At 34.6% G+C, this 22,141-nt stretch carries 16 protein-coding genes and 1 tRNA gene; 14 read left to right on the top strand and 3 right to left on the bottom strand.

The window, feature by feature from the left end; translation table 11 throughout:
* Nucleotides 1–374: 374 nt before the first annotated feature.
* The gene (locus Q1A73_RS18900; protein WP_299608695.1) at nucleotides 375–1,517 is read right to left on the bottom strand and encodes an acyl-CoA dehydrogenase; all 1,143 of its coding nucleotides are present in this window, start codon (nucleotides 1,515–1,517) and stop codon (nucleotides 375–377) included.
* A 445-nt stretch (nucleotides 1,518–1,962) separates the two neighbouring features.
* Here Q1A73_RS18900 and Q1A73_RS18895 point away from each other — a divergent pair, with 445 nt between their 5' ends.
* From Q1A73_RS18895 to Q1A73_RS18855, 9 genes are all read left to right on the top strand, one after another.
* The gene (locus Q1A73_RS18895; protein WP_299608692.1) at nucleotides 1,963–3,189 is read left to right on the top strand and encodes a Glu/Leu/Phe/Val dehydrogenase dimerization domain-containing protein; all 1,227 of its coding nucleotides are present in this window, start codon (nucleotides 1,963–1,965) and stop codon (nucleotides 3,187–3,189) included.
* Nucleotides 3,190–3,216: 27 nt separating this feature from the next.
* A complete protein-coding gene (gene nhaB / locus Q1A73_RS18890) occupies nucleotides 3,217–4,686 on the top strand; it encodes a sodium/proton antiporter NhaB (protein WP_299608689.1) in 1,470 nt (489 codons plus the stop codon).
* Nucleotides 4,687–4,781: 95 nt separating this feature from the next.
* Nucleotides 4,782–5,459 carry a MotA/TolQ/ExbB proton channel family protein gene (locus Q1A73_RS18885; RefSeq protein ID WP_299608709.1) on the top strand — a complete coding sequence of 226 codons (678 nt, stop codon included), beginning with the start codon at nucleotides 4,782–4,784 and terminating at the stop codon, nucleotides 5,457–5,459.
* Nucleotide 5,460: 1 nt separating this feature from the next.
* A complete protein-coding gene (locus Q1A73_RS18880; RefSeq protein ID WP_299608688.1) occupies nucleotides 5,461–5,853 on the top strand; it encodes a biopolymer transporter ExbD in 393 nt (130 codons plus the stop codon).
* Nucleotides 5,854–5,858: 5 nt separating this feature from the next.
* On the top strand, nucleotides 5,859–6,761 hold the full coding sequence (locus tag Q1A73_RS18875; protein WP_299608686.1) for an energy transducer TonB: 903 nt from the start codon (nucleotides 5,859–5,861) through the stop codon (nucleotides 6,759–6,761).
* Between the two features lie 61 nt (nucleotides 6,762–6,822).
* Nucleotides 6,823–8,040, top strand: coding sequence for a folylpolyglutamate synthase/dihydrofolate synthase family protein (locus Q1A73_RS18870; RefSeq protein ID WP_299608706.1), 1,218 nt, complete (start codon nucleotides 6,823–6,825; stop codon nucleotides 8,038–8,040).
* An 85-nt stretch (nucleotides 8,041–8,125) separates the two neighbouring features.
* Nucleotides 8,126–8,200: transfer RNA gene (locus tag Q1A73_RS18865), tRNA-Val, on the top strand.
* A 145-nt stretch (nucleotides 8,201–8,345) separates the two neighbouring features.
* Complete coding sequence (locus Q1A73_RS18860) at nucleotides 8,346–9,182, top strand: mechanosensitive ion channel domain-containing protein (protein WP_299608683.1); 837 nt, start codon at nucleotides 8,346–8,348, stop codon at nucleotides 9,180–9,182.
* A gap of 106 nt (nucleotides 9,183–9,288) precedes the next feature.
* Nucleotides 9,289–10,365, top strand: coding sequence for a DUF2652 domain-containing protein (locus Q1A73_RS18855; RefSeq protein ID WP_299608680.1), 1,077 nt, complete (start codon nucleotides 9,289–9,291; stop codon nucleotides 10,363–10,365).
* 14 nt (nucleotides 10,366–10,379) lie between these two features.
* On the opposite strand, the gene murF is transcribed toward Q1A73_RS18855, so the two are convergent.
* Together murF and gldJ are read right to left on the bottom strand one after the other, a co-directional pair.
* Nucleotides 10,380–11,660: a UDP-N-acetylmuramoyl-tripeptide--D-alanyl-D-alanine ligase gene (murF, locus tag Q1A73_RS18850; protein ID WP_299608678.1), complete on the bottom strand. Its 1,281-nt coding sequence runs from the start codon at nucleotides 11,658–11,660 to the stop codon at nucleotides 10,380–10,382.
* Nucleotides 11,661–11,741: 81 nt separating this feature from the next.
* A complete protein-coding gene (gldJ, locus tag Q1A73_RS18845) occupies nucleotides 11,742–13,415 on the bottom strand; it encodes a gliding motility lipoprotein GldJ (protein ID WP_299608675.1) in 1,674 nt (557 codons plus the stop codon).
* 138 nt (nucleotides 13,416–13,553) lie between these two features.
* Here gldJ and porU point away from each other — a divergent pair, with 138 nt between their 5' ends.
* From porU to Q1A73_RS18820, 5 genes are all read left to right on the top strand, one after another.
* The gene (porU, locus tag Q1A73_RS18840; RefSeq protein ID WP_366141473.1) at nucleotides 13,554–17,471 is read left to right on the top strand and encodes a type IX secretion system sortase PorU; all 3,918 of its coding nucleotides are present in this window, start codon (nucleotides 13,554–13,556) and stop codon (nucleotides 17,469–17,471) included.
* Between the two features lie 39 nt (nucleotides 17,472–17,510).
* A complete protein-coding gene (porV, locus tag Q1A73_RS18835) occupies nucleotides 17,511–18,674 on the top strand; it encodes a type IX secretion system outer membrane channel protein PorV (protein WP_299608672.1) in 1,164 nt (387 codons plus the stop codon).
* A gap of 204 nt (nucleotides 18,675–18,878) precedes the next feature.
* A complete protein-coding gene (locus tag Q1A73_RS18830) occupies nucleotides 18,879–19,361 on the top strand; it encodes a cytidine deaminase (protein ID WP_299608669.1) in 483 nt (160 codons plus the stop codon).
* 158 nt (nucleotides 19,362–19,519) lie between these two features.
* Complete coding sequence (gene pdhA / locus Q1A73_RS18825) at nucleotides 19,520–20,521, top strand: pyruvate dehydrogenase (acetyl-transferring) E1 component subunit alpha (protein ID WP_299608667.1); 1,002 nt, start codon at nucleotides 19,520–19,522, stop codon at nucleotides 20,519–20,521.
* 3 nt (nucleotides 20,522–20,524) lie between these two features.
* Nucleotides 20,525–22,135 carry a pyruvate dehydrogenase complex dihydrolipoamide acetyltransferase gene (locus Q1A73_RS18820; protein ID WP_299608664.1) on the top strand — a complete coding sequence of 537 codons (1,611 nt, stop codon included), beginning with the start codon at nucleotides 20,525–20,527 and terminating at the stop codon, nucleotides 22,133–22,135.
* The last annotated feature ends 6 nt before the right edge of the window (nucleotides 22,136–22,141 follow it).

Below are 22,141 nucleotides of genomic sequence, written 5' to 3'. Positions count from 1 at the left end.
AAACCCTTCATTATGACAATGAAGGGTTTTTTTATGCAGTAAACTGAAGCTGTATAGAATACATAACTTTTACTGCTAATAGCAGCAAAGAATTAAAAAGCACTCAGACAACAACCACGAATACGCGCTGCTGGAAAACTAGGAAGGATGAGTCTACATTGAGAAGCAACACTACAACTCTGACCTGTAGCGCCACTGCCATTAGATGGACAACTAGACTGATAACCACTATTTATAATGGATTACCCTTGCTTGTTTAATTGAATAGTTAATAGATTGGTCTAGGGTAAATATTATGGATTTATTTTTGCTAAAAATAAACCCCCAAATTGGTACTTCAATTTGGGGGTTTTTAATAGAGATTATTTAACTAATTAGTCTCTAAGAATAGCTCTTGAAATTACAATTTTTTGTATTTCGCTAGTTCCTTCATATATCTGAGTGATTTTAGCATCCCTCATCAATCGTTCTACATGATATTCTTTCACAAACCCGTTTCCTCCGTGAACTTGTACAGCTTCTACAGTTACGTCCATGGCAGCTTGAGAAGCAGCTAATTTTGCCATTGCACCTGATAAATCATAATTTTCATGATTATCCTTGTCCATAGCAGCTTTGTATACTAGCATTCTTGCAGCTTCTATCTGTACATGCATATCTGCTAATTTGAATGCGATTGCCTGGTGATTCATAATCTCAGTACCAAAAGCTTTTCTCACTTTAGCATATTCTTTGGCTAATTCATATGCTCCTTGCGCGATTCCTAATGCTTGGGCTGCGATACCGATACGACCTCCAGCTAAGGTTTTCATCGCAAACTTGAATCCGAACCCATCTTCACCGATACGGTTTTCTTTCGGTACTTTTACATCGTTAAAAATTAATGAGTGTGTATCACTACCTCTAATTCCTAATTTATCTTCTTTAGGTCCTATTTCGAATCCTTTCCATCCTTTTTCTACAATAAAAGCATTGATTCCTCTATGTTTCTTTTCCTTATCGGTTTGTGCTATTACTAAATAATAATCTGAAGTACCACCGTTAGTAATCCAGTTTTTGGTTCCATTAAGAACATAATGATCACCCATGTCTATAGCAGTAGTTCTTTGGGATGTTGCATCACTACCAGCTTCGGGTTCTGATAAACAAAAAGCTCCAATAGATTCTCCAGTAGTTAGTTTGGTTAAATACTTTTCTTTCTGTTCAGGTGTTCCATAAGTATCAAGTCCCCAACATACCAAAGAATTATTCACGGATACGATTACAGAAGATGATGCATCGATTTTGGATAACTCTTCCATAACAAGAACATAGGATAAAGTATCCATTCCTCCACCACCGTATTCCGGAGATGCCATCATTCCTAAAAATCCAAGTTCTCCCATTTTTTTTACTTGTTCTGTAGGGAATTCTTGTTTATTATCTCTTTCTATTACTCCTGGTAAAAGTTCTGCTTTCGCAAAATCACGAGCAGCATCACGTATCATTAATTGTTCTTCGGATAATTTAAAGTCCATATTTGATCCTTATTTACTGTGCGTGCATAACACGCAAATTCAACATTTCGATGAAAAAAAATCGAGATAACCTCGATTTTTTTATTAATTCTACAAATATAAGCTATAATATGATAGTTTTGATGTTTTTTTAATTTTTTGATATTTTCTTTCAAAGGTTTGAATTTTGATTCCATTTTTATTGAATTTAGTGCTGTTTTGAAGCTTTATTATTCATTTGTCAATAGAAAATATTTTTGAGTTATTATTTTTTTAAATTCAGGGTTTGACCTGTTTAGTTTTTTATATTTGTGAAGTCACTTTGATGTGATTATATATTCAATTTATTAAATGATTTTTTATGAGACAGCACTAACTCCGTTTTAGGAGTGATTATTAATTATAGAAGTTAGGTTTTTAACAGAGACTGTTAGTAAAAGTGTGTTTAATAAATTGAAATTAAAAAATGAAAGAACTATTAAAAAAATACGAGAATAAAGCCCCAGAAATTGTTTTTAATTGGAGGGATTCTGAAACTGAAGCAGAAGGTTGGACTGTAATCAACTCTTTAAGAGGAGGTGCTGCTGGTGGTGGTACTAGAATGCGATTAGGATTAGATATGAATGAAGTACTTTCGCTAGCCAAAACGATGGAAGTTAAATTTACCGTATCAGGCCCTGAAATTGGAGGTGCGAAGTCAGGAATTAATTTTGATCCCAATGATCCAAGGAAAAAAGGAGTTTTGGAAAGATGGTATAAAGCGGTTTCTCCATTACTAAAAAGTTATTATGGAACTGGAGGGGATTTAAATGTAGATGAAATTCATGAAGTAATTCCCATTACTGAAAATTGTGGTGTTTGGCATCCTCAAGAAGGTGTTTTTAATGGACATTTTCAACCAACAGAAGCCGATAAGATTAATAGAATAGGACAACTACGTCAAGGAGTGATTAAAGTATTAGAAAATACAGTGTTTTCTCCAGATGTTTCTAGAAAGTATACTGTAGCCGATATGATTACAGGATACGGAGTGTCAGAAGCAGTTCGACATTATTATGATATCTATGGTGGATCTGTAGAAGGCAAAAGAGCTGTAGTGCAAGGTTTTGGTAATGTTGGATCCGCTGCAGCGTATTACCTTTCGGAAATGGGAGCGAAAGTAGTGGGTATTATTGATCATGCTGGAGGATTGATTAAAGAAGATGGATTTTCTTTTGAAGAAATCAAGGAATTATACCTTAATAAGAAAGGAAATAAACTATATAGCGAAACACTCATTCCTTTCGAGGAGTTGAATAGTAAAATTTGGTCTTTACAGACGGAGATATTTGCTCCTTGTGCAGCATCCAGATTGATTACTAAAGACCAGATTACCCAAATGATCAATTCTGGTTTAGAAGTGATTTCTTGTGGAGCTAACGTTCCTTTTGCTGATAAAGAAATATTTTTCGGCTCAATTATGGAATATACAGATGAGCAAGTAAGTTTGATTCCAGATTTTATTTCTAATTGTGGAATGGCAAGAGTTTTTGCCTATTTCATGGAAAGAAGAGTATTAATGACAGATGAGGCGATTTTTAATGATACTTCTAAAACCATTAAAGATGCCATTCAGAAAATTTTTAATAAAAATAGTTCTAAAACAAATATTAGTAGAACAGCGTTTGAAATAGCATTCAAACAATTAGTATAATCGTCACATAAATAATTTAAATATATCATGTTAAAATATTTTTTAGGTAATAGTCCAAAATGGTTCAAAATGGTAATGATAGGTTTTTTGCTTATCAATATCGCGGTCTATTTTATAAACCCAACAGTTTGTGCTTGGCTTTTTATTGCTGAATTTATATTCACACTTGCTATGGCATTAAAATGTTATCCTCTACAATCTGGAGGACTTTTAGCTATAGAAATTTTAGCGTTAAACCTTACAACTCCAAAAAATGCTTATCATGAGGTAGATCAAAACCTAGAAGTAGTATTATTACTAGTTTTTATGGTAGCTGGGATTTATTTTATGAAGCCTTTACTAATGTATATTTTTAGTAAAGTGTTTACAAAGATTAAATCAAAAATGGTACTGTCTGTACTATTTGTTTTTCTAGCAGCGGTACTATCAGCTTTTCTAGACGCACTAACAGTTACGGCAGTTCTGATTAGTGTAGCGGTAGGTTTTTATGGTGTGTATCATAAAATTCATTCGATGCCAGAGTCTGATTTTGATAAAGATGGATCTTTGGACAGAAAGGATTTGAGTGGAGAAACTTTAGAGCAGTTTAGAAGTTTTCTAAGAAGCTTAGTGATGCATGGTGTTGTGGGTACAGCACTTGGTGGTGTTTGTACTTTGGTTGGAGAACCTCAAAACTTACTAATCGGAGAAAGAATGGGATGGGATTTTATAGAGTTTTTCTTAAAAATGGCTCCGATTTCATTGCCAGTGCTAGTTGCAGGAATCATAACAACAATGGTGCTAGAAACTACAGGGTGGTTTGGCTTTGGTGAAAAATTACCAGAAGTAGCCAGAAGAATTATTGAAAATTATACCGATGAAGAAGATGCGAACAGGTCAGATAAATCAAAATATGGATTAATTGTACAAGGTGTGTCGGCTATATTACTAATTATTGGATTAGCATTGCATTTGGCACCTGTTGGGTTTATTGGTTTAGCGCTGATCATTGTACAAACTGCTTTTATGGGTATTACAGAAGAACATCAGTTAGGAAAAGCGTTCGAAGAAGCATTACCTTTTACAGGATTACTAGTAGTTTTCTTTGTTATTGTAGCAATGATTCATGATCAACACCTATTCTCTCCAATTATCGAATGGGCATTGTCATTAGATCCTGCAAAACAGCCTTCTATGTTTTATGTGGCAAATGGAGTATTATCAATGATCAGTGATAATGTGTTTGTAGCGACAGTATATATTGGTGAAGTTAAGCAAGCTTTTGATAATGGAGCAATCACTAGAGAACAGTTCGAAAAATTAGCAATAGCCATAAATACAGGAACGAATTTACCAAGTGTTGCAACACCTAATGGTCAAGCAGCGTTTTTATTCTTGTTAACCTCTTCCTTGGCTCCTCTAATTGGCTTGTCTTATGGGAGAATGGTAAAAATGGCTTTGCCTTACACGATAATATTAGGTGGAGTAGGATTATTAGGAATAATTTATGTATTATAAGATTTAATAACAATATACTTAACCTATAGAATTAACGTTAGTATACTAACACTAAATTAACAGAAGGACATATGACCTATTTATTGACGCTCGGTATGTTAGCCCAAAATACCAAAGAAATTGATCCGGAAGCAGAAGAGAAAACACTTTCCATAATTGACTTATTATTAAGTGGTGGAACTGGTGGAGTAGTTATTATAGCCATTCTCTTTGTGCTTTTGTTTGTTGCGGTTTATATATATTTTGAAAGGATATTTGCCATCAAGGCGGCTTCAAAATATGATGAAAGTTTTATGCATCAGATAAGGGATAATGTAGCTAGCGGTAAAATTGAAGCTGCGAAAATTTTATGTGCACAAACAAATAACCCAGTTTCAAGATTAACGGAAAAAGGGATTTCTAGAATAGGAAACCCCCTTGAGGATATTAATAAGGCAATAGAAAACGCTGGTCGTTTAGAAGTTTATAAATTAGAGAAGAATGTAAGTATACTTGCTACTGTGGCAGGAGCAGCACCAATGATTGGGTTTCTAGGTACCGTAATTGGTATGATCTTAGCATTCCATAATTTGGCTTCAAGCTCTGGGAGTGCTGATATGGGATCATTAGCAGAGGGTATTTATACAGCTATGACAACAACGGTTGCAGGATTGGTAGTTGGTATTGTTGCATATATTGGATATAACCATTTGGTGGTTAGAACCGATAAGGTTATTCATCAAATGGAAGCAACTACGGTAGATTTCCTTGATTTACTTAACGAACCTGCATAATATGAATTTGCGAGGAAGAAATAAGGTAAGCCCAGAATTTAGTATGTCCTCAATGACGGATATAGTGTTTTTGTTGTTAGTGTTTTTTCTTTTAACATCCCCGACAATTACTCCAGAGGCATTAGATCTGATATTACCAAAGGCAAAAGGAAAAAGTTCTAATGTTCAGAATATATCTGTTAGCATAACAAATAAGTTGCAATACTACGTAGATAGTGAAAGAGTAAGTCAAACGAGGTTAGAATCTACATTGAAATCAAAGCTTGCAGGACAAAACGAACCTACCATAATACTAAGAGCAGAAGAAGGAGTGCCTATCGAGAAAGCAGTAGGTGTTATGGATATAGCAAATCGAAATAAATTTAAAGTAATCCTGGCGGTAAAACCAGAATAGTTTTAATGCTGAAATTAGATACTAAACATAAAAAGAAATCTTTTGTTATTACCACGATATTACACGTGTTAATTATACTGCTGTTGTTTTATTTAGGATTAAGTAATATCGATCCTGATCCTGAAGGAGGTATTGCGGTTAATTTTGGAACTACATTAACTGGTTCGGGTAAAGTACAGCCAACAGAGGCAATTAAGTCTTCTCCTAAACAAACCACTCCGGAATCTACACCAGTCGATCCATCTGAACCAGAGCCTGAAACACCTGAGATTACAGAAGAAGTCGTTACCCAAGATGTTGATGATGCTCCAGTGGTAGAGGAAAAACCTAAAAAAGAGCCTAAAAAGAAGGTTGAAAAGCCTAAGGAGAAACCAAAAGACAAACCTTCAGAAGAAAAACCAATAGATAAGCCTGTAAAAAAGCCAGTGGAGAAGGTTGAAGAAAAGAAACCGGATCCTAAACCTGATAAATCTACTTTAGACATCCTAGATAGCTTTGCCAATGGTCCTAAGAGTGATGGTAAAGCTAAAGGGGGAGAAGGAGATGATGGGAAACCTGGAGATAAGGGGAATCCTAACGGAAATCCTTATGCTACTAGTTATTATGGGCAACCTGGTCCAGGCGGAACAGGAGGTGTAGGATACGGTCTTAATGGACGTGGACGTCCTACGAATTCTAAAGTTGTTCAGAAATGTAATGAAGCTGGTAGAGTAGTAGTTAAAATTGTAGTAAATAGACAAGGACGTGTTATACAGGCAATTCCTGGTGTTAAAGGAACTACCAATAGTGCACAATGTCTTTTGGATCCTGCAAAGAAGACTGCGCTTACTTTTAAATGGAAAGCAGACCCTAAAGCTCCTGCAAAACAAATAGGTTTTGTAGAAGTTACCTTTGGTTTAGGAGAATAATTAGTGTTTCCAGATATTCATTTTTTTTAAATAGCAGATATTAAATCTAAAGTATAGAATCATCAACTATAAAGAGACTACAGAATGGATGTTTGCGCAATTACCCATGTATCAACGTCAAGGGGCAAGTGCATACAAAATAGATCTAACTAATATTATTAAGTTAGCAGCTCATCTAGATAACCCAGAAAATAAGTTTAAGAGTGTTCATGTTGCAGGTACCAATGGAAAAGGGTCTACGAGTCATATGTTGGCTTCAGTGTTACAAGAATCAGGCTATAAGGTAGGTTTGTACACTTCTCCACATCTAAAAGATTTTAGAGAGCGTATTCGAATAAATGGTATTGTGATTGATGAAAATTATGTAGTGGATTTTATTGCTAAGCATAAATCTTATTTAGAAAAAAATCAATTATCCTTTTTCGAAATGACAGTCGGTTTAGCCTTTCAATATTTTTCAGATCAGAAAGTTGATGTGGCGATTATAGAAGTAGGTTTAGGAGGTAGACTGGATTCTACTAATATTATAATGCCAGAAGTTTCTGTTATTACAAATATAGGCTTGGATCATACCCAGTTCTTAGGAGATACTCTTGCTAAAATAGCTTATGAGAAAGCTGGGGTTATTAAAGAAGATGTTCCAGTTGTTGTAGGTAGAACTACACCAGAAACTAAAAAAGTGTTTTCAGAAATTGCTAATGAACGCAAGAGTGATATTTTATATGCATACAACTATGCAGGACCTGTTTATGAAAGTGACTTAAAAGGAAATTATCAACAAGAAAATATAAAAACTGCGTTGCAAACGATATCTATTTTAAAAGATAGAGGATGGAGCGTACAAGAAGAAGCTATTAAATCTGGATTAGCTAATGTAGTAAGAAATACAAGTTTGCTTGGCAGATGGCAAATATTAAAAAGTTCACCCAAAGTAGTGTGTGACACCGCTCATAATCAAGATGGGTTGAAAATTGTAATGGATCAGTTATCCGAAGAAAAATATCAAAAATTACATATCGTATTAGGAGTTGTTTCTGATAAAAATTTAGATGAAATTTTACCATTGTTTCCGAAACATGCTACGTATTATTTTGCAAAACCTGATATTAAAAGAGGTTTGAATGAAAAAAAATTACAGGAGCAAGCGTTAAAATTTAAATTAAAAGGAATAGCATATAATTCCGTGCAATTGGCGTATGATACTGCTATACAGAATGCTATGAATGAAGATTTGATATATGTAGGAGGTAGTACGTTTGTGGTTTCAGAAATAATTTAATTTTTCTTTCAAAATCTTTTGGTAGACTGCAAAACTGTGTTATATTTGCATCCGCAATCACGAATAAGGGTTGTTAAAAACATAAGGGCAATTAGCTCAGTTGGTTCAGAGCACCTCGTTTACACCGAGGGGGTCGGGGGTTCGAATCCCTCATTGCCCACAAGAAAATCCATTCATTTATGAATGGATTTTTTTATACACAATAGTTGCCTATAAAAGTAGTTTCTATTTATAAAAACTGTGTAGATAAAGTTTATAGCTAGAATAACATGTGTTTTAAGTAAATTATAAAATATAAAGATCATATGGAAAGATTTGGACTTACTAAAGAGAATTGGGATCAGTTTTTAGAATGGTTATGGAATTTTATACCTGATTTGATCTCTGCTGTCATTATTTTTTTTGTAGGAGTGTGGGTGATTAATATTTTTAGCAAAGCACTGCGTAAATTCTTTCAACAAAAAGACTATGACGAAACATTAGAGAGATTTTTATACGACTTAATTAATATAGGTCTTAAAATTTTATTAGTGGTGTTAGTTGTAACTCAATTAGGAGTTCAGACATCTTCACTTGTAGCGATTTTGGGTGCAGCTGGTTTGGCAATAGGGTTAGCGTTACAAGGATCTCTTTCAAATTTTGCTGGAGGAGTTCTAATCCTGTTTTTCAAGCCATTCAAGATTGGAGATTATATAGAAGCGCAAGGTGTATCTGGTACAGTAAAGGAGATCTCGATATTTACAACAAAAGTAAATACTTTTGGAAATCAATTAGCTGTCATACCTAATGGTAAGATATCTAATGGAAACATTATCAATTATTCGGCAGAAGAAAGAAGAAGAGGAAAGATAGAAATTGGTATTTCCTATGAAAGTAATATTAAAGAAGCGAAAGAAATTCTTTTAGATCTTATCAACAATCAGGAAAAGGTGATTAAGGATCCTGCTCCAGAAATTTATGTTACCGAATTAGGAGATAGTGCTGTAACCTTGTCTCTAAGGTTTTGGGCTCTTAATGATGATTTTTGGCAAGTTCATTTTTATACAATTGAAGAGGCTAAGAAAAGATTAGAGGATAAAGGGATATCTATTCCGTTTCCTCAAAGAGATGTGCATTTATATTCACATGATAACAAGTCTTAAAGATGGATAAAGATTAGTTAGTTATTTCCTTAAATAATTTATAAAAAGAGTTAGTGTTGAGTATAAATCGTTAGATTTAGAATTAGTTTGTAGAAAAAAGTACTAAATGTCTAAATCTTTACTATTTATCCCTGATATTTCTGGGTATACACAATTTGTCCAAACTACAGAAATAGAGCATAGTCAGCATGTAATAGCAGAGTTGTTAGAGGTGTTAATTAATGCTAATACCCAAAATTTAAGACTAGCAGAAGTAGAAGGGGATGCTTTGTTTTTTTATAAAGAAGGAGAAGTGCCTTCCCAAGAAAAGCTATTAGCACAGATTGAAACTATGTTTACTGCTTTTTATAGTCATCTCAAGTTGTTGGAGAATAATCGTATTTGTCCTTGTAATGCCTGTGCTACAGCACCAAATCTTCAGCTTAAAATTATTGCGCATTGTGGAGATTTGCAATTTATTACTGTTCAGAATAAAAGAAAACCATTTGGTCAAGTTGTGATAGAAGCGCATAGGTTATTAAAGAATTCTATTCCTAGTGATAATTATGTTCTTTTAAGTAGAGATTTGTCGTATCAAATAGGGCTTTCGGATGACTATAAAAGTCAATTATTTAATTTTTCGAAAGGAGAAAATGAATATGACGGTAAGAAGATTGATTATTTGTATTATGAGATTGATAAACAATATCTTAAACTTACTTCTTATGAAACTCCTTATGAAGTACATTTTGATAAAGCCCCTTTCTTAACAATCCAAAAAAAATATAAAACTTCCGCAGAGGGTTTGTTGGAATATATTACAAATTACAGTTATCGTCATCATTGGGTTAAAGGTGTTGATGAGTTCGAGTACAATCCAGATGAAGTTACTCGTTTAGGAACGGAGCATGTTTGTGTGATTGATGGAAAACGACTCAATTTTACTACGGTGACAAAACCTGTAGATACTGGTAAATTAATTTATGGAGAATATACAACCGATATTCCTATTATTGATGGGATGTATCAATTTTATACTATCATTCCTGTGTCTCAAAGTTCGTGTGAAATCATAATAGAATTGTATCCTAAAGCGAACTCAATTTTTAAAAAGATGATCCTGTATTTTATAATGAAACGAAGTTTTCAAAAATCAATAAAAGAATCTCTTAATAACCTAGAGAATTATATAGCTACAGCTTAAGATTAGGTAGCGCCTTAGTTTAGAATATCCAAAACACGTTCTAATTTCATTCCACGAGATCCTTTGATTAGAACAGTACCTTGCAATTTTTCAAATGTTTCGTTTTGTTGTAAATCTTCAAAAGATCGATATTTTTTAACCCTAGGATCTGTCGTAGATGCTTGATAGAAATTTTCACCAATTAGAAATATAACATCAAAAGATGTGGATGACGCCTTGTCTGCTATTTTTTGATGCTCCTCTTCTGCTGTTTTTCCAAGTTCGAACATGTCTCCAAGAAATACTGTTTTCGGATAGCTTTCTAATTGTTTTAAATTATCAATTGCAGCATTCATGCTCGAAGGGTTTGCGTTATAAGCGTCCATGATAATGGTAAAGTCATTTTTAGCAATGATTTGAGATCTATTATTCGATGGAATGTAAGATTCTATAGCTTTCTTGATTAATTTCTCGTCTACTTTAAAGTAAGAACCGATTGCTATTGCAGCTGCAATATTGGTAAAATTGTAAACTCCGATTAGGTTACTTTGGATTTCTAGATTTTTATAGGCGACGCTAACCATGGGATCTGCGTTCTGTAATTGTATACTAGCGTTACTACTGCCTTGTTGAGAAAAAGTGTAGGTGTTCATACCGCTTGATGCTTTTAGAAGCTTAGGGTCTTCTGAATTCAAAAAAACGAGTTTGTCTTTTTCTCGTAGATGTTGATAAAGTTCGGTTTTTCCTTTTAAGACTCCTTCTATTCCTCCGAATCCTTCGAGATGAGCTTTTCCTATATTGGTTATGTATCCAAAGTCTGGCTGTGCTATATTGCATAAAAACGCTATCTCTCTTAAGTGATTTGCTCCCATTTCTACAATTCCAATTTCGGTGTTCTTATCCATAGATAATAAGGTTAAGGGAACGCCAATGTGGTTGTTTAAGTTGCCGCTGGTCGCTGTGGTATTAAATTGTGCAGAGAGAACGCAATTGATCAATTCTTTAGTAGTTGTTTTTCCGTTACTTCCGGTAAGTGCAATTATCGGAATGGCAAGATAGTTTCTGTGATAAGTTGCTAAATGCTGCAATGTATCTAGTACATCATTAACTACTATAAATTGGTCTGAAGTATGATATTGTTTATCATCAATTATGGCATAAGATGCTCCTTGTTTAATGGCTTCTTCTGCATATTCATTACCGTTAAAGTTTGCTCCTTTTAAGGCGAAAAAAAGATTGTTTTTCGCAATTTTTCTGGTATCTGTGCAAATGCCGCTACTTTCGAGAAATAATTGATGTATGTTAGAGATGTTCATATTATGAATAATGTAATTGTATTAAAAAGCCCTGAACAAATGTCAGGGCTTTATATATTTTAACGAACTTTTCTTAAAGTTTTATCTAGGCTTTCTGTGCTTAGGTGTTTTCTTGCTTTTTGCTTTTTCACCTACACGAGACATTGCATTTCGGAATCCAATATAATCCGTAGCCATATCTTGTGGGAAGAATCTTCTCTGAGCAGGGTCTAACCAATATGCTCTATCCTTCCAAGAACCTCCTTTGTAAACTCTTACCTCTTCACTTACAATAGTAGTCCTCTTACTAGATTCATCATATCTTCTATCTAGCTTAGTACTGTCTGCTGCACTTGGTTCCACACTATGGATAGGAGAGTTGTACATTCTTCTATTAGGAATGTTTTCATCTTGGAAACCTTCGTAATATCTTGAAGAACTTTTGTCACCGTCTCTAAAGTTACGGTTGTCACTTTGTGTAAAGTTAGTTCTTAAATACGTTTCATTCTCATCAACTGGAGTTTGTAATATTCCTCCAGGTAAAACTCTTGCTACGATTTTTCCATTACTTAAAGTATCGTATATAATAGAATCTGTAGTAACAATTTTTACTGTTCCGTCAGGATTGATTGCATTTTTAGTGTATACATTTCCTCTGTAGTAGTTGAAATCGTTATACTCATCGTCTACGATTGGTCTGTAGACATCTGCTACCCATTCTGCAACGTTTCCTGCCATGTCATAAAGACCATAGTCATTAGGATCGTAAGAAGCTACTGGAGCTGTAATATCTGCACCATCATCACTCCATCCAGCGATTCCACCGTAGTCACCATCACCTTGCTTAAAGTTAGCTAATTGGTCTCCACGAGTTCTTCTTTTTCCAGAACGTGTATATTGCCCATCCCATGGGTATTTTTTTCTACCTCTGTAAATATTATAACTTCTTAATTCTACAAGTCCTAGAGCAGCATATTCCCATTCTGCTTCTGTTGGTAGTCTGTACTTTGGAAGTAATAATCCATCTTTACGCTGGATATATAATCCTGTTGAATCATTTCTTTTTTCATATTGCTCTGACTTCTTTCCTCCTCTGGTAGCTTCGTCATTACCTCCGTAAGTTTGTGAAGGTGCATTTAGATATGTGTCAGTATTAAAAGTGCTCTCAGCAGAAACATCTTCGAAAGGAGCATTTTCCTTAATTACTCTTTCTTCTTCAAGAATTCTTTCATTAACTCTGTCTGTTCTCCATTTACTGAATTCCACTGCTTGGATCCAGTTAACACCTACTACTGGATAGTTAGCGTATGCTGGGTGACGAAGATAGTTGTTCGTCATCATTTCATTAAATCCTAATCGATTTCTCCAAACTAAAGTATCTGGAAGTGCTCCGTGATAAATATTTTTATATTTTGGTTCTGTAGGAGGATAAACCCCTTTTAACCAATCAAGGTATTCCAAATACATCACATTGGTTACCTCTGTTTCGTCCATATAAAAGGATTGAACGTGTTGTTGTGTTGGAGTATTATTCCAATCATGCATCACATCATCCTGAACTCGTCCCATAGTGAAGGTACCTCCTTCAACAAAAACTAATCCTGGTCCTGTTTCTTGTTCTTTGTAATTTGTGTTTACCTGGAATCCGCCGTCTTTGGAATTATATTTCCAGCCAGTGGCTCTAGAACTGCTGCCGTAATCGGTTTTGTTACAACTAAACAGTAAGGTACTAATGGTTAGGGCCATCAGAGACTTAAAAACTAACGCGTTTTTCATAATCTTAAGTTCGTTAAAGTAGAAATTAGGGCTTGCAATATAATAATTAACGTTAAATTTACCCTAATATTTTTAAAATAATATCAAATCTTTGAAAATTTATGTTTTCACGATTGACTTTGGTTAAACGTAATATTTTTGTCTTTATTATTATTTTTGAAGAAAAACAATAATTTTAGAGACACTAAAACGGCGCCAAACCCGTTATACGCTATGATGAAGAAAATTACAATTTTATATGCGCTATTGATTTCTACGTTTATTTCGGCACAGAAATCGATTCACATAGACATAAACTGGAAAGATGTAGAAATAAACACTTCTACTATTTCATTTACAGTTCCTGGGTTTGATGAAGAAAATTTTGAATACCAGGATGGCTTAGGAGTTCAATTTGTGACCAGATGGGAAGAAACTTCTCCGATAAATGATCAGACAGCAAGACTAGAAAACGTAGTATATAAAAGTATTTCTAGACAAGAGTTAAAAGGTTTGAATATTGATTTTATTCCAAGAAAGTTAAGCTATAATATTAGGTCTACATCGGCCAGGAATAAAAAAGCAGGCTTTTTAAGTGTTTTTCCTATTATAAGAACAGGTAATAGCTTTAAGAAAATCATTTCATTTGATGTGGTTTATCAAATAGGAAGAAGCGCAAGTGCAGTTGCGAAGAGAGCTCCTATAACTAATTCCGTATTGGCTACAGGAGACTGGTTTAGATTTTATGTAGATAAAACCGGTGTTTTTAGGATTACTCCAGAGTTCTTAGCTAGCTTAGGAATGAATGTTAGTGCTATTAATCCTAGTACCATAAAAATTTATGGTAATGGAGGTCGAATGTTACCATTGCTTAATGAAGAAAATAATGAGTTCGATCTTAGAGAAAATGCTATTCAGGTAGTAGGTGGGGAAGATGGTACTTTTTCTGGAAGTGATTACATTTTATTTTATGGTGAAGGGACTGAAGGATATTATAGCGAAGAAAATATTACGAACCTAAATTTATATGCTGATAAGTCTTATTATTACATAACTGCGGATGGGTCTAACGGAAGAAGGATCTCTAATTACACAGAGCCAACAGGAACAGCAGTTACTCAGATAAACTCGTTTACAGATTATCAGTTTTACGAAGTAGACGAATATAATATAGTGAAAGTAGGTAGAAGATGGTTTGGTGATAGATTTGATATACAAAGTGATCGCACCTATGATTTTGACTTTCCTAATTTAATTACTTCAGAACCCATAGAACTTAATGTTTACGCTGCGGCTACATCGGCTAGAACCTCTAGTATGAATGTAACAGTCAATGGCACTCAAGAAGCAATTTTGAGTTTTTCGCAGATCACTGGAACTACTTTAGGTTCTCCTAGAAACATTACTCAAGATATAACATCATCATCAGATAGAATAACAGTTGGGTTAAGCTATAATAATAATGGTAATCCCTCAGCAATAGGATATCTTGATTTTATAAGTCTGGAGGCTAAAAGAGCTCTTACAGGAACGAATAGTCAGATGCCATTTGTTTATGAGGAAGCGGCCACTTTAACCGGTATAGGTCAATATAATATAACTAATGCTTCGTCAATATCTCAGGTATGGGATGTTACCAATCCTGAGGCGATTAGTCGAATTTCAAATGATAATAATGCTGCCACTCTTAGCTTTAAAGCTACAATGGGTGAGGCTAGGCAGTATATATCAGTTGTTCCTACAGATTATTTTAATCCATTAGCTGACCAGACCAGTAGGGTAAATAATCAGGATATTAAAGGAACTATATTTTTAAATAGCCAAGGTCAATTCGAAGATATTGATTATTTAATTGTAGCAAATAATGATTTAGTGCAATCTGCTAATCGTTTAGCAGATCATCATCGCAATCTTAATAATTATAATGTAAAAGTAGTTACATTAGACCAAATTTATCACGAATTTGGAAGTGGTAAGCAAGACATTTCCGCCATTAGGAATCTTGTGAGATATATTTATGATAATGCTTCAGATCCAAATGAGCGACTAAAATATGTATGTCTTTTTGGAGATGCTTCTGTGGATTATAAAGGAATATTACTTAGAGAAAATTGTCCGGACAGTAATATTGTACCCACCTTTGAAAGTTTGAGTAGTTTTTCTTTGGTAAGTTCTTTCGCAACCGATGATTTCTTTGGTTCAATGGATCCTGTAGAAGGAAGAATGATTTCTAGTGATCAATTAGATGTTGCAGTAGGACGAATTTTAGCAGATTCTCCACAATTAGCAGATGCTATGGTTACTAAAATCATCAACTATGATAGTGAGCAATCTTATGGAAGATGGAGGAATTCTGTTCTGTTAATTGCAGATGATGTTGATGAAGATTGGGAGGAAACTATTCAGAGAAACTTAGATGAGCTTGGTGATGATTTAATAGTAAGAAAACCGTACCTAAACCTAACGAAAATATATGCCGATGCTTTTCAACAAGAATCTTCAGCATCAGGGAGTAGGTATCCTAAAGTAAATGAAGCAATCTCCACCGCTATAGAAACAGGTGCTGTGGCAATAGATTATTTTGGTCATGGTGGAGAAGATGGCCTAGCAAAAGAATTTATATTTAATAAGTCCGATGCGGTAGATTTAGCAAATACAAATCGCCTTCCTATATTTATAACGGTTACTTGTGAATTTACAAAATTCGATAACCCTTGTAGGGATTCTGCAGGTGAGCTTACCTATTGGAATACACAAGGTGGAGCAGTAGGTTTAATTAGTACTACCAGAGATGTTATCGTTACATTTGGTATTTCAGTAAATGACCGATTATCAGAATTTTTGTTTCCTGATGGTTCTGAATATCCTTCAATTGCAGAAGCAGTTCGGCAATTAAAGAATACCTATACAACCAATAGTAGGCGAGTAGTGTTCTTTTTTGGAGATCCTGCAATGAAAATGGCAATTCCTAAACCAAATATTCGGTTAACTGCTATTAATGATGCTCCTGTAACGGGAACAGTAGACACTTTTGAAGCCTTAGCTAGGATGAAAATTTCTGGAGAAGTGGTCAGCGAATCAGGTACTTTATTGTCTGATTATAATGGTGTTTTGTCTACCACAATATATGATAAAGATGTGGATAGAGTTACATTAGCCAATGATGGTGTACGAAATAGTTCGGGAGAAATCATTAAGTTAGACTTTGAAACCCTTGGAGAAATTATTTTTAGAGGAAAAGCATCTATCACAAATGGATTGTTCGATTTTGAATTTATAGTTCCTAGAGACATAGGTATACCAGTAGATAATGGAAGGATAAGTTTTTATGCATCAAGAAATGGAGCTTTAGAGGATCAAACAGGATCAGACGAAACCATCTTAGTAGGTGGACTCAATGAAAATGCACCTGAGGATAATGTGGGGCCACAAATTCAATTGTTTATGAATGATGAAAGTTTTGTTTCTGGTGGTGTAACTAATGACTCTCCCATATTAATTGCAAAATTAGAAGATGAAAATGGAATAAATACAGCTAGTGGAATTGGTCATGATATTTCAGCAATACTAGATGGAGATGAATCTAATCCTTTTATTTTAAATGATTTTTATGAAACCGAATTGGATGATTTTACTAGAGGTATTGTCAATTTCAAGTTCAGAGATTTGGAACCTGGTTTACATACGCTCACATTCAAAAGTTGGGATGTTTATAACAATTCTTCTACACAAGAAATACAATTTGTTGTAGCAGATGCATCAGGTTTTGCACTTAATAATGTATTAAATTACCCTAATCCTTTCGTAAGTCATACCGAGTTTTGGTTTGAGCATTCTGGGGCTATAAATGATGTTTTGGAGGTTCAGGTTCAGGTGTTTACCGTTTCTGGAAAAGTAATTTGGACCAATAATCAAACCTTATCTGGTAAAACGAGTTATCGAGAAGACATCCAGTGGGATGGGCGAGATGATTTTGGAGATAAATTAGGAAAAGGAGTATACGTATACAAGATATCTGTAAAATCGACGTTAACAAATCAGCGGGTTGAGAAATTTGAAAAACTCGTCATCTTATAATAACTAAATAACTATATATTTGTCTAAATTAATTTTCACATGAGAAAAATCATAATCCTTGGCTTAGTGTTTTTTACACTATTCAACTACAAGACACAGGCACAAGAAGAACCGAATCGAGCTATAACAACAGCTACGCCATTTCTTTTAATTGCAGCAGATGCTAGAGCAGCTGGTCTAGCTGATCAAGGGGTTGCAACTTCAGCAGATGCATTTTCACAACAATGGAATCCTGCAAAGTATGCGTTTATTGGTAAGCAACAGGGAGTTGGTATTAACTATACCCCTTATCTGAGTAATCTAGTTGATGATATCTTTTTAGGGAGTGTAAATTACTATAACCGTTTCGGGCAAGATGGTAGAAGTGCTGTTGCAGCTAGTTTTAGATATTTTAGTTTGGGAGATATCGAATTTAGACAAGGGCCTAATGATGAACCAAATGTTCAAAAACCAAATGAATTAACATTAGATGTTTCTTATGCATTACAATTAAGTCCAACATTTTCTATGGGTATTGCTGGTCGTTATTTGAGATCAGATTTAAGATTGCAAGGTTTGGGAGCCGATGCAAGTGCTGCAGGAAGTTTTGGAGTTGATGTAGCTGCTTTTTACCGTAGTGAAGAGATAGCATATAATTCTTTTAATGGTAGATGGAGAGCTGGATTAAATATTTCTAATATAGGACCTAAAATCAAGTATGATGATGCAGGTCAGGAAAACTTTATACCAACTACCTTTAGATTAGGTGCTGGATTTGATTTCCTATTAGATGAATATAACAGGATTACACCTTCTTTAGAATTTGCTAAACTATTAGTTCCTAGTCCACAAGATTTTGATGGAGATGGTGATATAGATGCAGAAGATAATGCGGAGTACCAAAGTATCAGTTCTTTTGGAGCAATATTCTCTTCATGGGGAGATGCTGATGGAGGTTTTAGCGAAGAATTACAAGAATTCACATGGTCTCTGGGAGCGGAGTATGTTTATAAAGATGTTTTCTCTTTTAGAGGAGGATACTTTAACGAAGCTGAAGAAAAAGGAGCACGTAAATTTGTGTCTCTTGGTCTTGGATTTAAGTATACCATAGTGAATCTAGATGTGTCATATTTATTTAACGCTTCTTCTGTACAGAGTCCATTAGAAGGAACACTTCGTTTTGGTCTTTCATTCAATTTTGGAGAAGATTTTTACGACAGATAAAAATTTCAGAAATAATATAAGAAAAAGTATCAGGCTTTATGTTTGATACTTTTTTTGTTTATAGTACATTGTGCAATCCTTTAAGAATATTATATATTCAATAATTTCCGATATCGATATTTTTAAAAGAGACAAAAAGATGGTAGTAAGGATTCTCAATTTTGTAATCATTTTTTTGATATTTAATTACAAAAATGCAAGCATATGAAAGAAATAGAAATTAAATCAACGCTACAGGTGTTCGACTCTTTCGAAGAATTACCATTAGATGTTCAGAGTTTGATGGAAAAATCTTTTAAAATAAGAGATCAAGCATATGCTCCGTATTCTGAATTCTTAGTAGGCGCAGCTTTGCTATTAGAAAATGATGAGATTGTGTTAGGAAATAATCAAGAGAATGCCTGTTATCCTTCAGGCTTATGTGCTGAGAGAGTGGCGATATACGCTGCAGGAGCTAATTTTCCTGGTGTGCCGATTATAAGAATGGCACTTTCGGCAAAATCCCTAAAACATCAGTTAGTAATACCGACTCCACCCTGTGGAGCTTGTAGGCAAGCAATAGCAGAATATGAATTGAACCAAAAGAAGCCAATTGAGATTTATTTTATGGGAGAGACAGGAAAAGTAGTAAAATCTTACTCTTTAGCTAATTTATTGCCTCTTATTTTTGATAATTCGTATTTATAACGTTTTCGTAGATTTTTATCCAAAAACTGCTTTCTCCTTAGTAATGAATATCTTATTTTTGTTTTTCGCTTAATTGAAAAATTAGCAGAAAAATTCTGTAATTGTTAGAGAGGTCAGTTGTGAAACTGACTTAATTTTGAAATATCATTACATTTTAGATGAAAAAAGTAACCAAAGAAGTTTACCTGAAGTGGTACGAAGATATGCTCTTCTGGAGAAAGTTCGAAGACAAATTAGCACAAGTTTATATCCAACAAAAAGTAAGAGGATTTTTACATTTATATAATGGTCAAGAAGCTATTTTAGCTGGAGCATTACATGCAATGGATCTCACTAAAGATAGAATGATTACTGCATACCGTAACCATGTTCAGCCAATCGGAATGGGAGAAGATCCTAGACGTGTAATGGCAGAATTATATGGAAAAGGAACCGGAACTTCACAAGGAATGGGTGGTTCTATGCATATTTTTTCTAAAGAACATAGATTTTATGGAGGTCATGGTATCGTAGGAGGACAAATACCTTTAGGTGCTGGACTTGCATTCGCAGATAAATACCATAAAAGAGATGCAGTTACTTTAACATTTATGGGAGATGGTGCAACAAGACAAGGATCACTTCACGAAACGTTCAATTTAGCAATGCTTTGGAATTTGCCTGTAGTATTCTGTGTGGAAAATAACGGATATGCTATGGGAACTTCTGTTGAAAGAACTGCAAATCATACAGATATCTGGAAGTTAGGATTAGGTTATGAAATGCCTTGCGGACCAGTAGATGCTATGAATCCAGTAAAAGTAGCGGAAGCTATGGATGAAGCGATTACAAGAGCAAGAACAGGAGGTGGACCAACTTTCTTAGAGCTAAAAACGTATCGTTATAGAGGACATTCTATGAGTGATGCCCAAAAGTATCGTACAAAAGATGAGGTTGCAGAATATCAAAAAATAGATCCAATTACTCAGGTATTGGATGTTATCAAAGAAAAGAAATATGCAACGGATGATGAAATAGCAGCAATTGATAAAGCTGTAAAAGATAAGGTAGCAGAATGTCAAAAGTTTGCAGAAGAATCAGCATTCCCTGAAAAAAACCTTATGTATGATGTTGTTTACGAACAAGAAAATTATCCGTTTTTATCACACAAACCACAATAAATTATGGCTACAGTAATTAATATGCCGCGATTGAGCGATACCATGGAAGAAGGAGTGGTTGCGAAGTGGCTTGTTAAAAAAGGAGACAAGATTAGCGAAGGAGATATTCTTGCAGAAATTGAAACTGATAAAGCAACAATGGAGTTTGAATCCTTTTATGATGGGATTTTACTTCATATTGGGATAGAAGAAGGAGAAACAGCTCCTGTTGATAAACTATTGGCGATTATAGGAGATGAAGGAGAAGATATTTCAGGATTATTAAACGGAAGTACACCTTCTTCCTCATCTGATGAGCCAAAAGAAGAAAAGGTAGAAGAAACAAATACTAGTAGCGAGGCATCTGCTGAAATTCCTGAAGGAGTAGAGGTAATTACCATGCCAAGACTTAGTGATACTATGGAAGAAGGAACAGTGGCTTCTTGGCTTAAAAAAGTTGGAGAAACTGTCGAAGAAGGAGATATTCTAGCAGAGATAGAAACTGATAAAGCTACTATGGAATTTGAATCCTTCTACAATGGTACCTTACTGCATATTGGTATAGAAGAAGGACAAACAGCACCTGTGGATGCTTTATTAGCCATTATAGGGCCTGCAGGAACTGATGTGTCAGGTATTAAGGATGGAGGTGTCACAAAAGCTTCAGCTCCAACAAAAGCTGAAGACGCACCAGCTCCTAAAAAAGAAGAGCCAGTCGCCGCTTCTACAAATAATACATCATCTGGAGGAAGAATATTTGCTTCTCCTTTAGCTAAAAAGATTGCTGCAGATAAAGGAATTGATTTATCTCAGGTAAAAGGTACAGGAGAGAATGGAAGAATAGTTAAGAAAGATATAGAATCATTTACTCCTGCTGCTGCACCGACAAGTACTGACAGTGTTAAAGAAACAACTTCCACACCAACAGTACAACCATATGTACCTGCTGGAGAAGAAAGTTTTGAGGAAGTGAAAAATTCTCAGATGCGTAAAGCAATTGCTAGAGGACTTTCTGCTTCAAAGTTCAATGCACCTCACTATTATCTAACTATAGAGGTAGATATGGAGAATGCAATGGCTTCTAGGAAATATATTAACGGATTACCAGATACAAAAGTGTCATTTAATGATATGGTTGTAAAGGCATGTGCTATGGCGCTTAGAAAACATCCACAAGTAAATACACAATGGTCTGATGATGTTACCAAGTATGCAAAACATATTAGTATCGGAGTTGCTGTTGCGGTACCTGATGGATTAGTAGTGCCAGTATTGCCATTTACAGATCAAATGTCACTTACACAAATTGGAGCGAATGTAAAAGATCTAGCTGGTAAAGCAAGAAATAAAAAATTAACTCCTCAGGAAATGAGTGGAAGTACATTCACAGTTTCTAATTTAGGTATGTTCGGTATTCAAGAATTTACTTCGATCATTAATCAGCCTAATTCTGCGATATTATCTGTAGGTACTATTGTAGAGAAACCAGTTGTTAAAGATGGTCAGATTGTTGTAGGTAATACGATGAAATTAACGTTAGCTTGCGATCATAGAACTGTTGATGGAGCTACAGGAGCACAGTTCTTACAAACCTTGAAACAATATCTGGAAAATCCAGTAACGATGTTAGCATAATTCCAG

Origin of the sequence: uncultured Aquimarina sp. (assembly GCF_947492115.1) — a bacterium.
Classification (GTDB): Bacteria; Bacteroidota; Bacteroidia; order Flavobacteriales; family Flavobacteriaceae; genus Aquimarina.
This window is presented reverse-complemented; position numbering and strand designations above follow the sequence as displayed.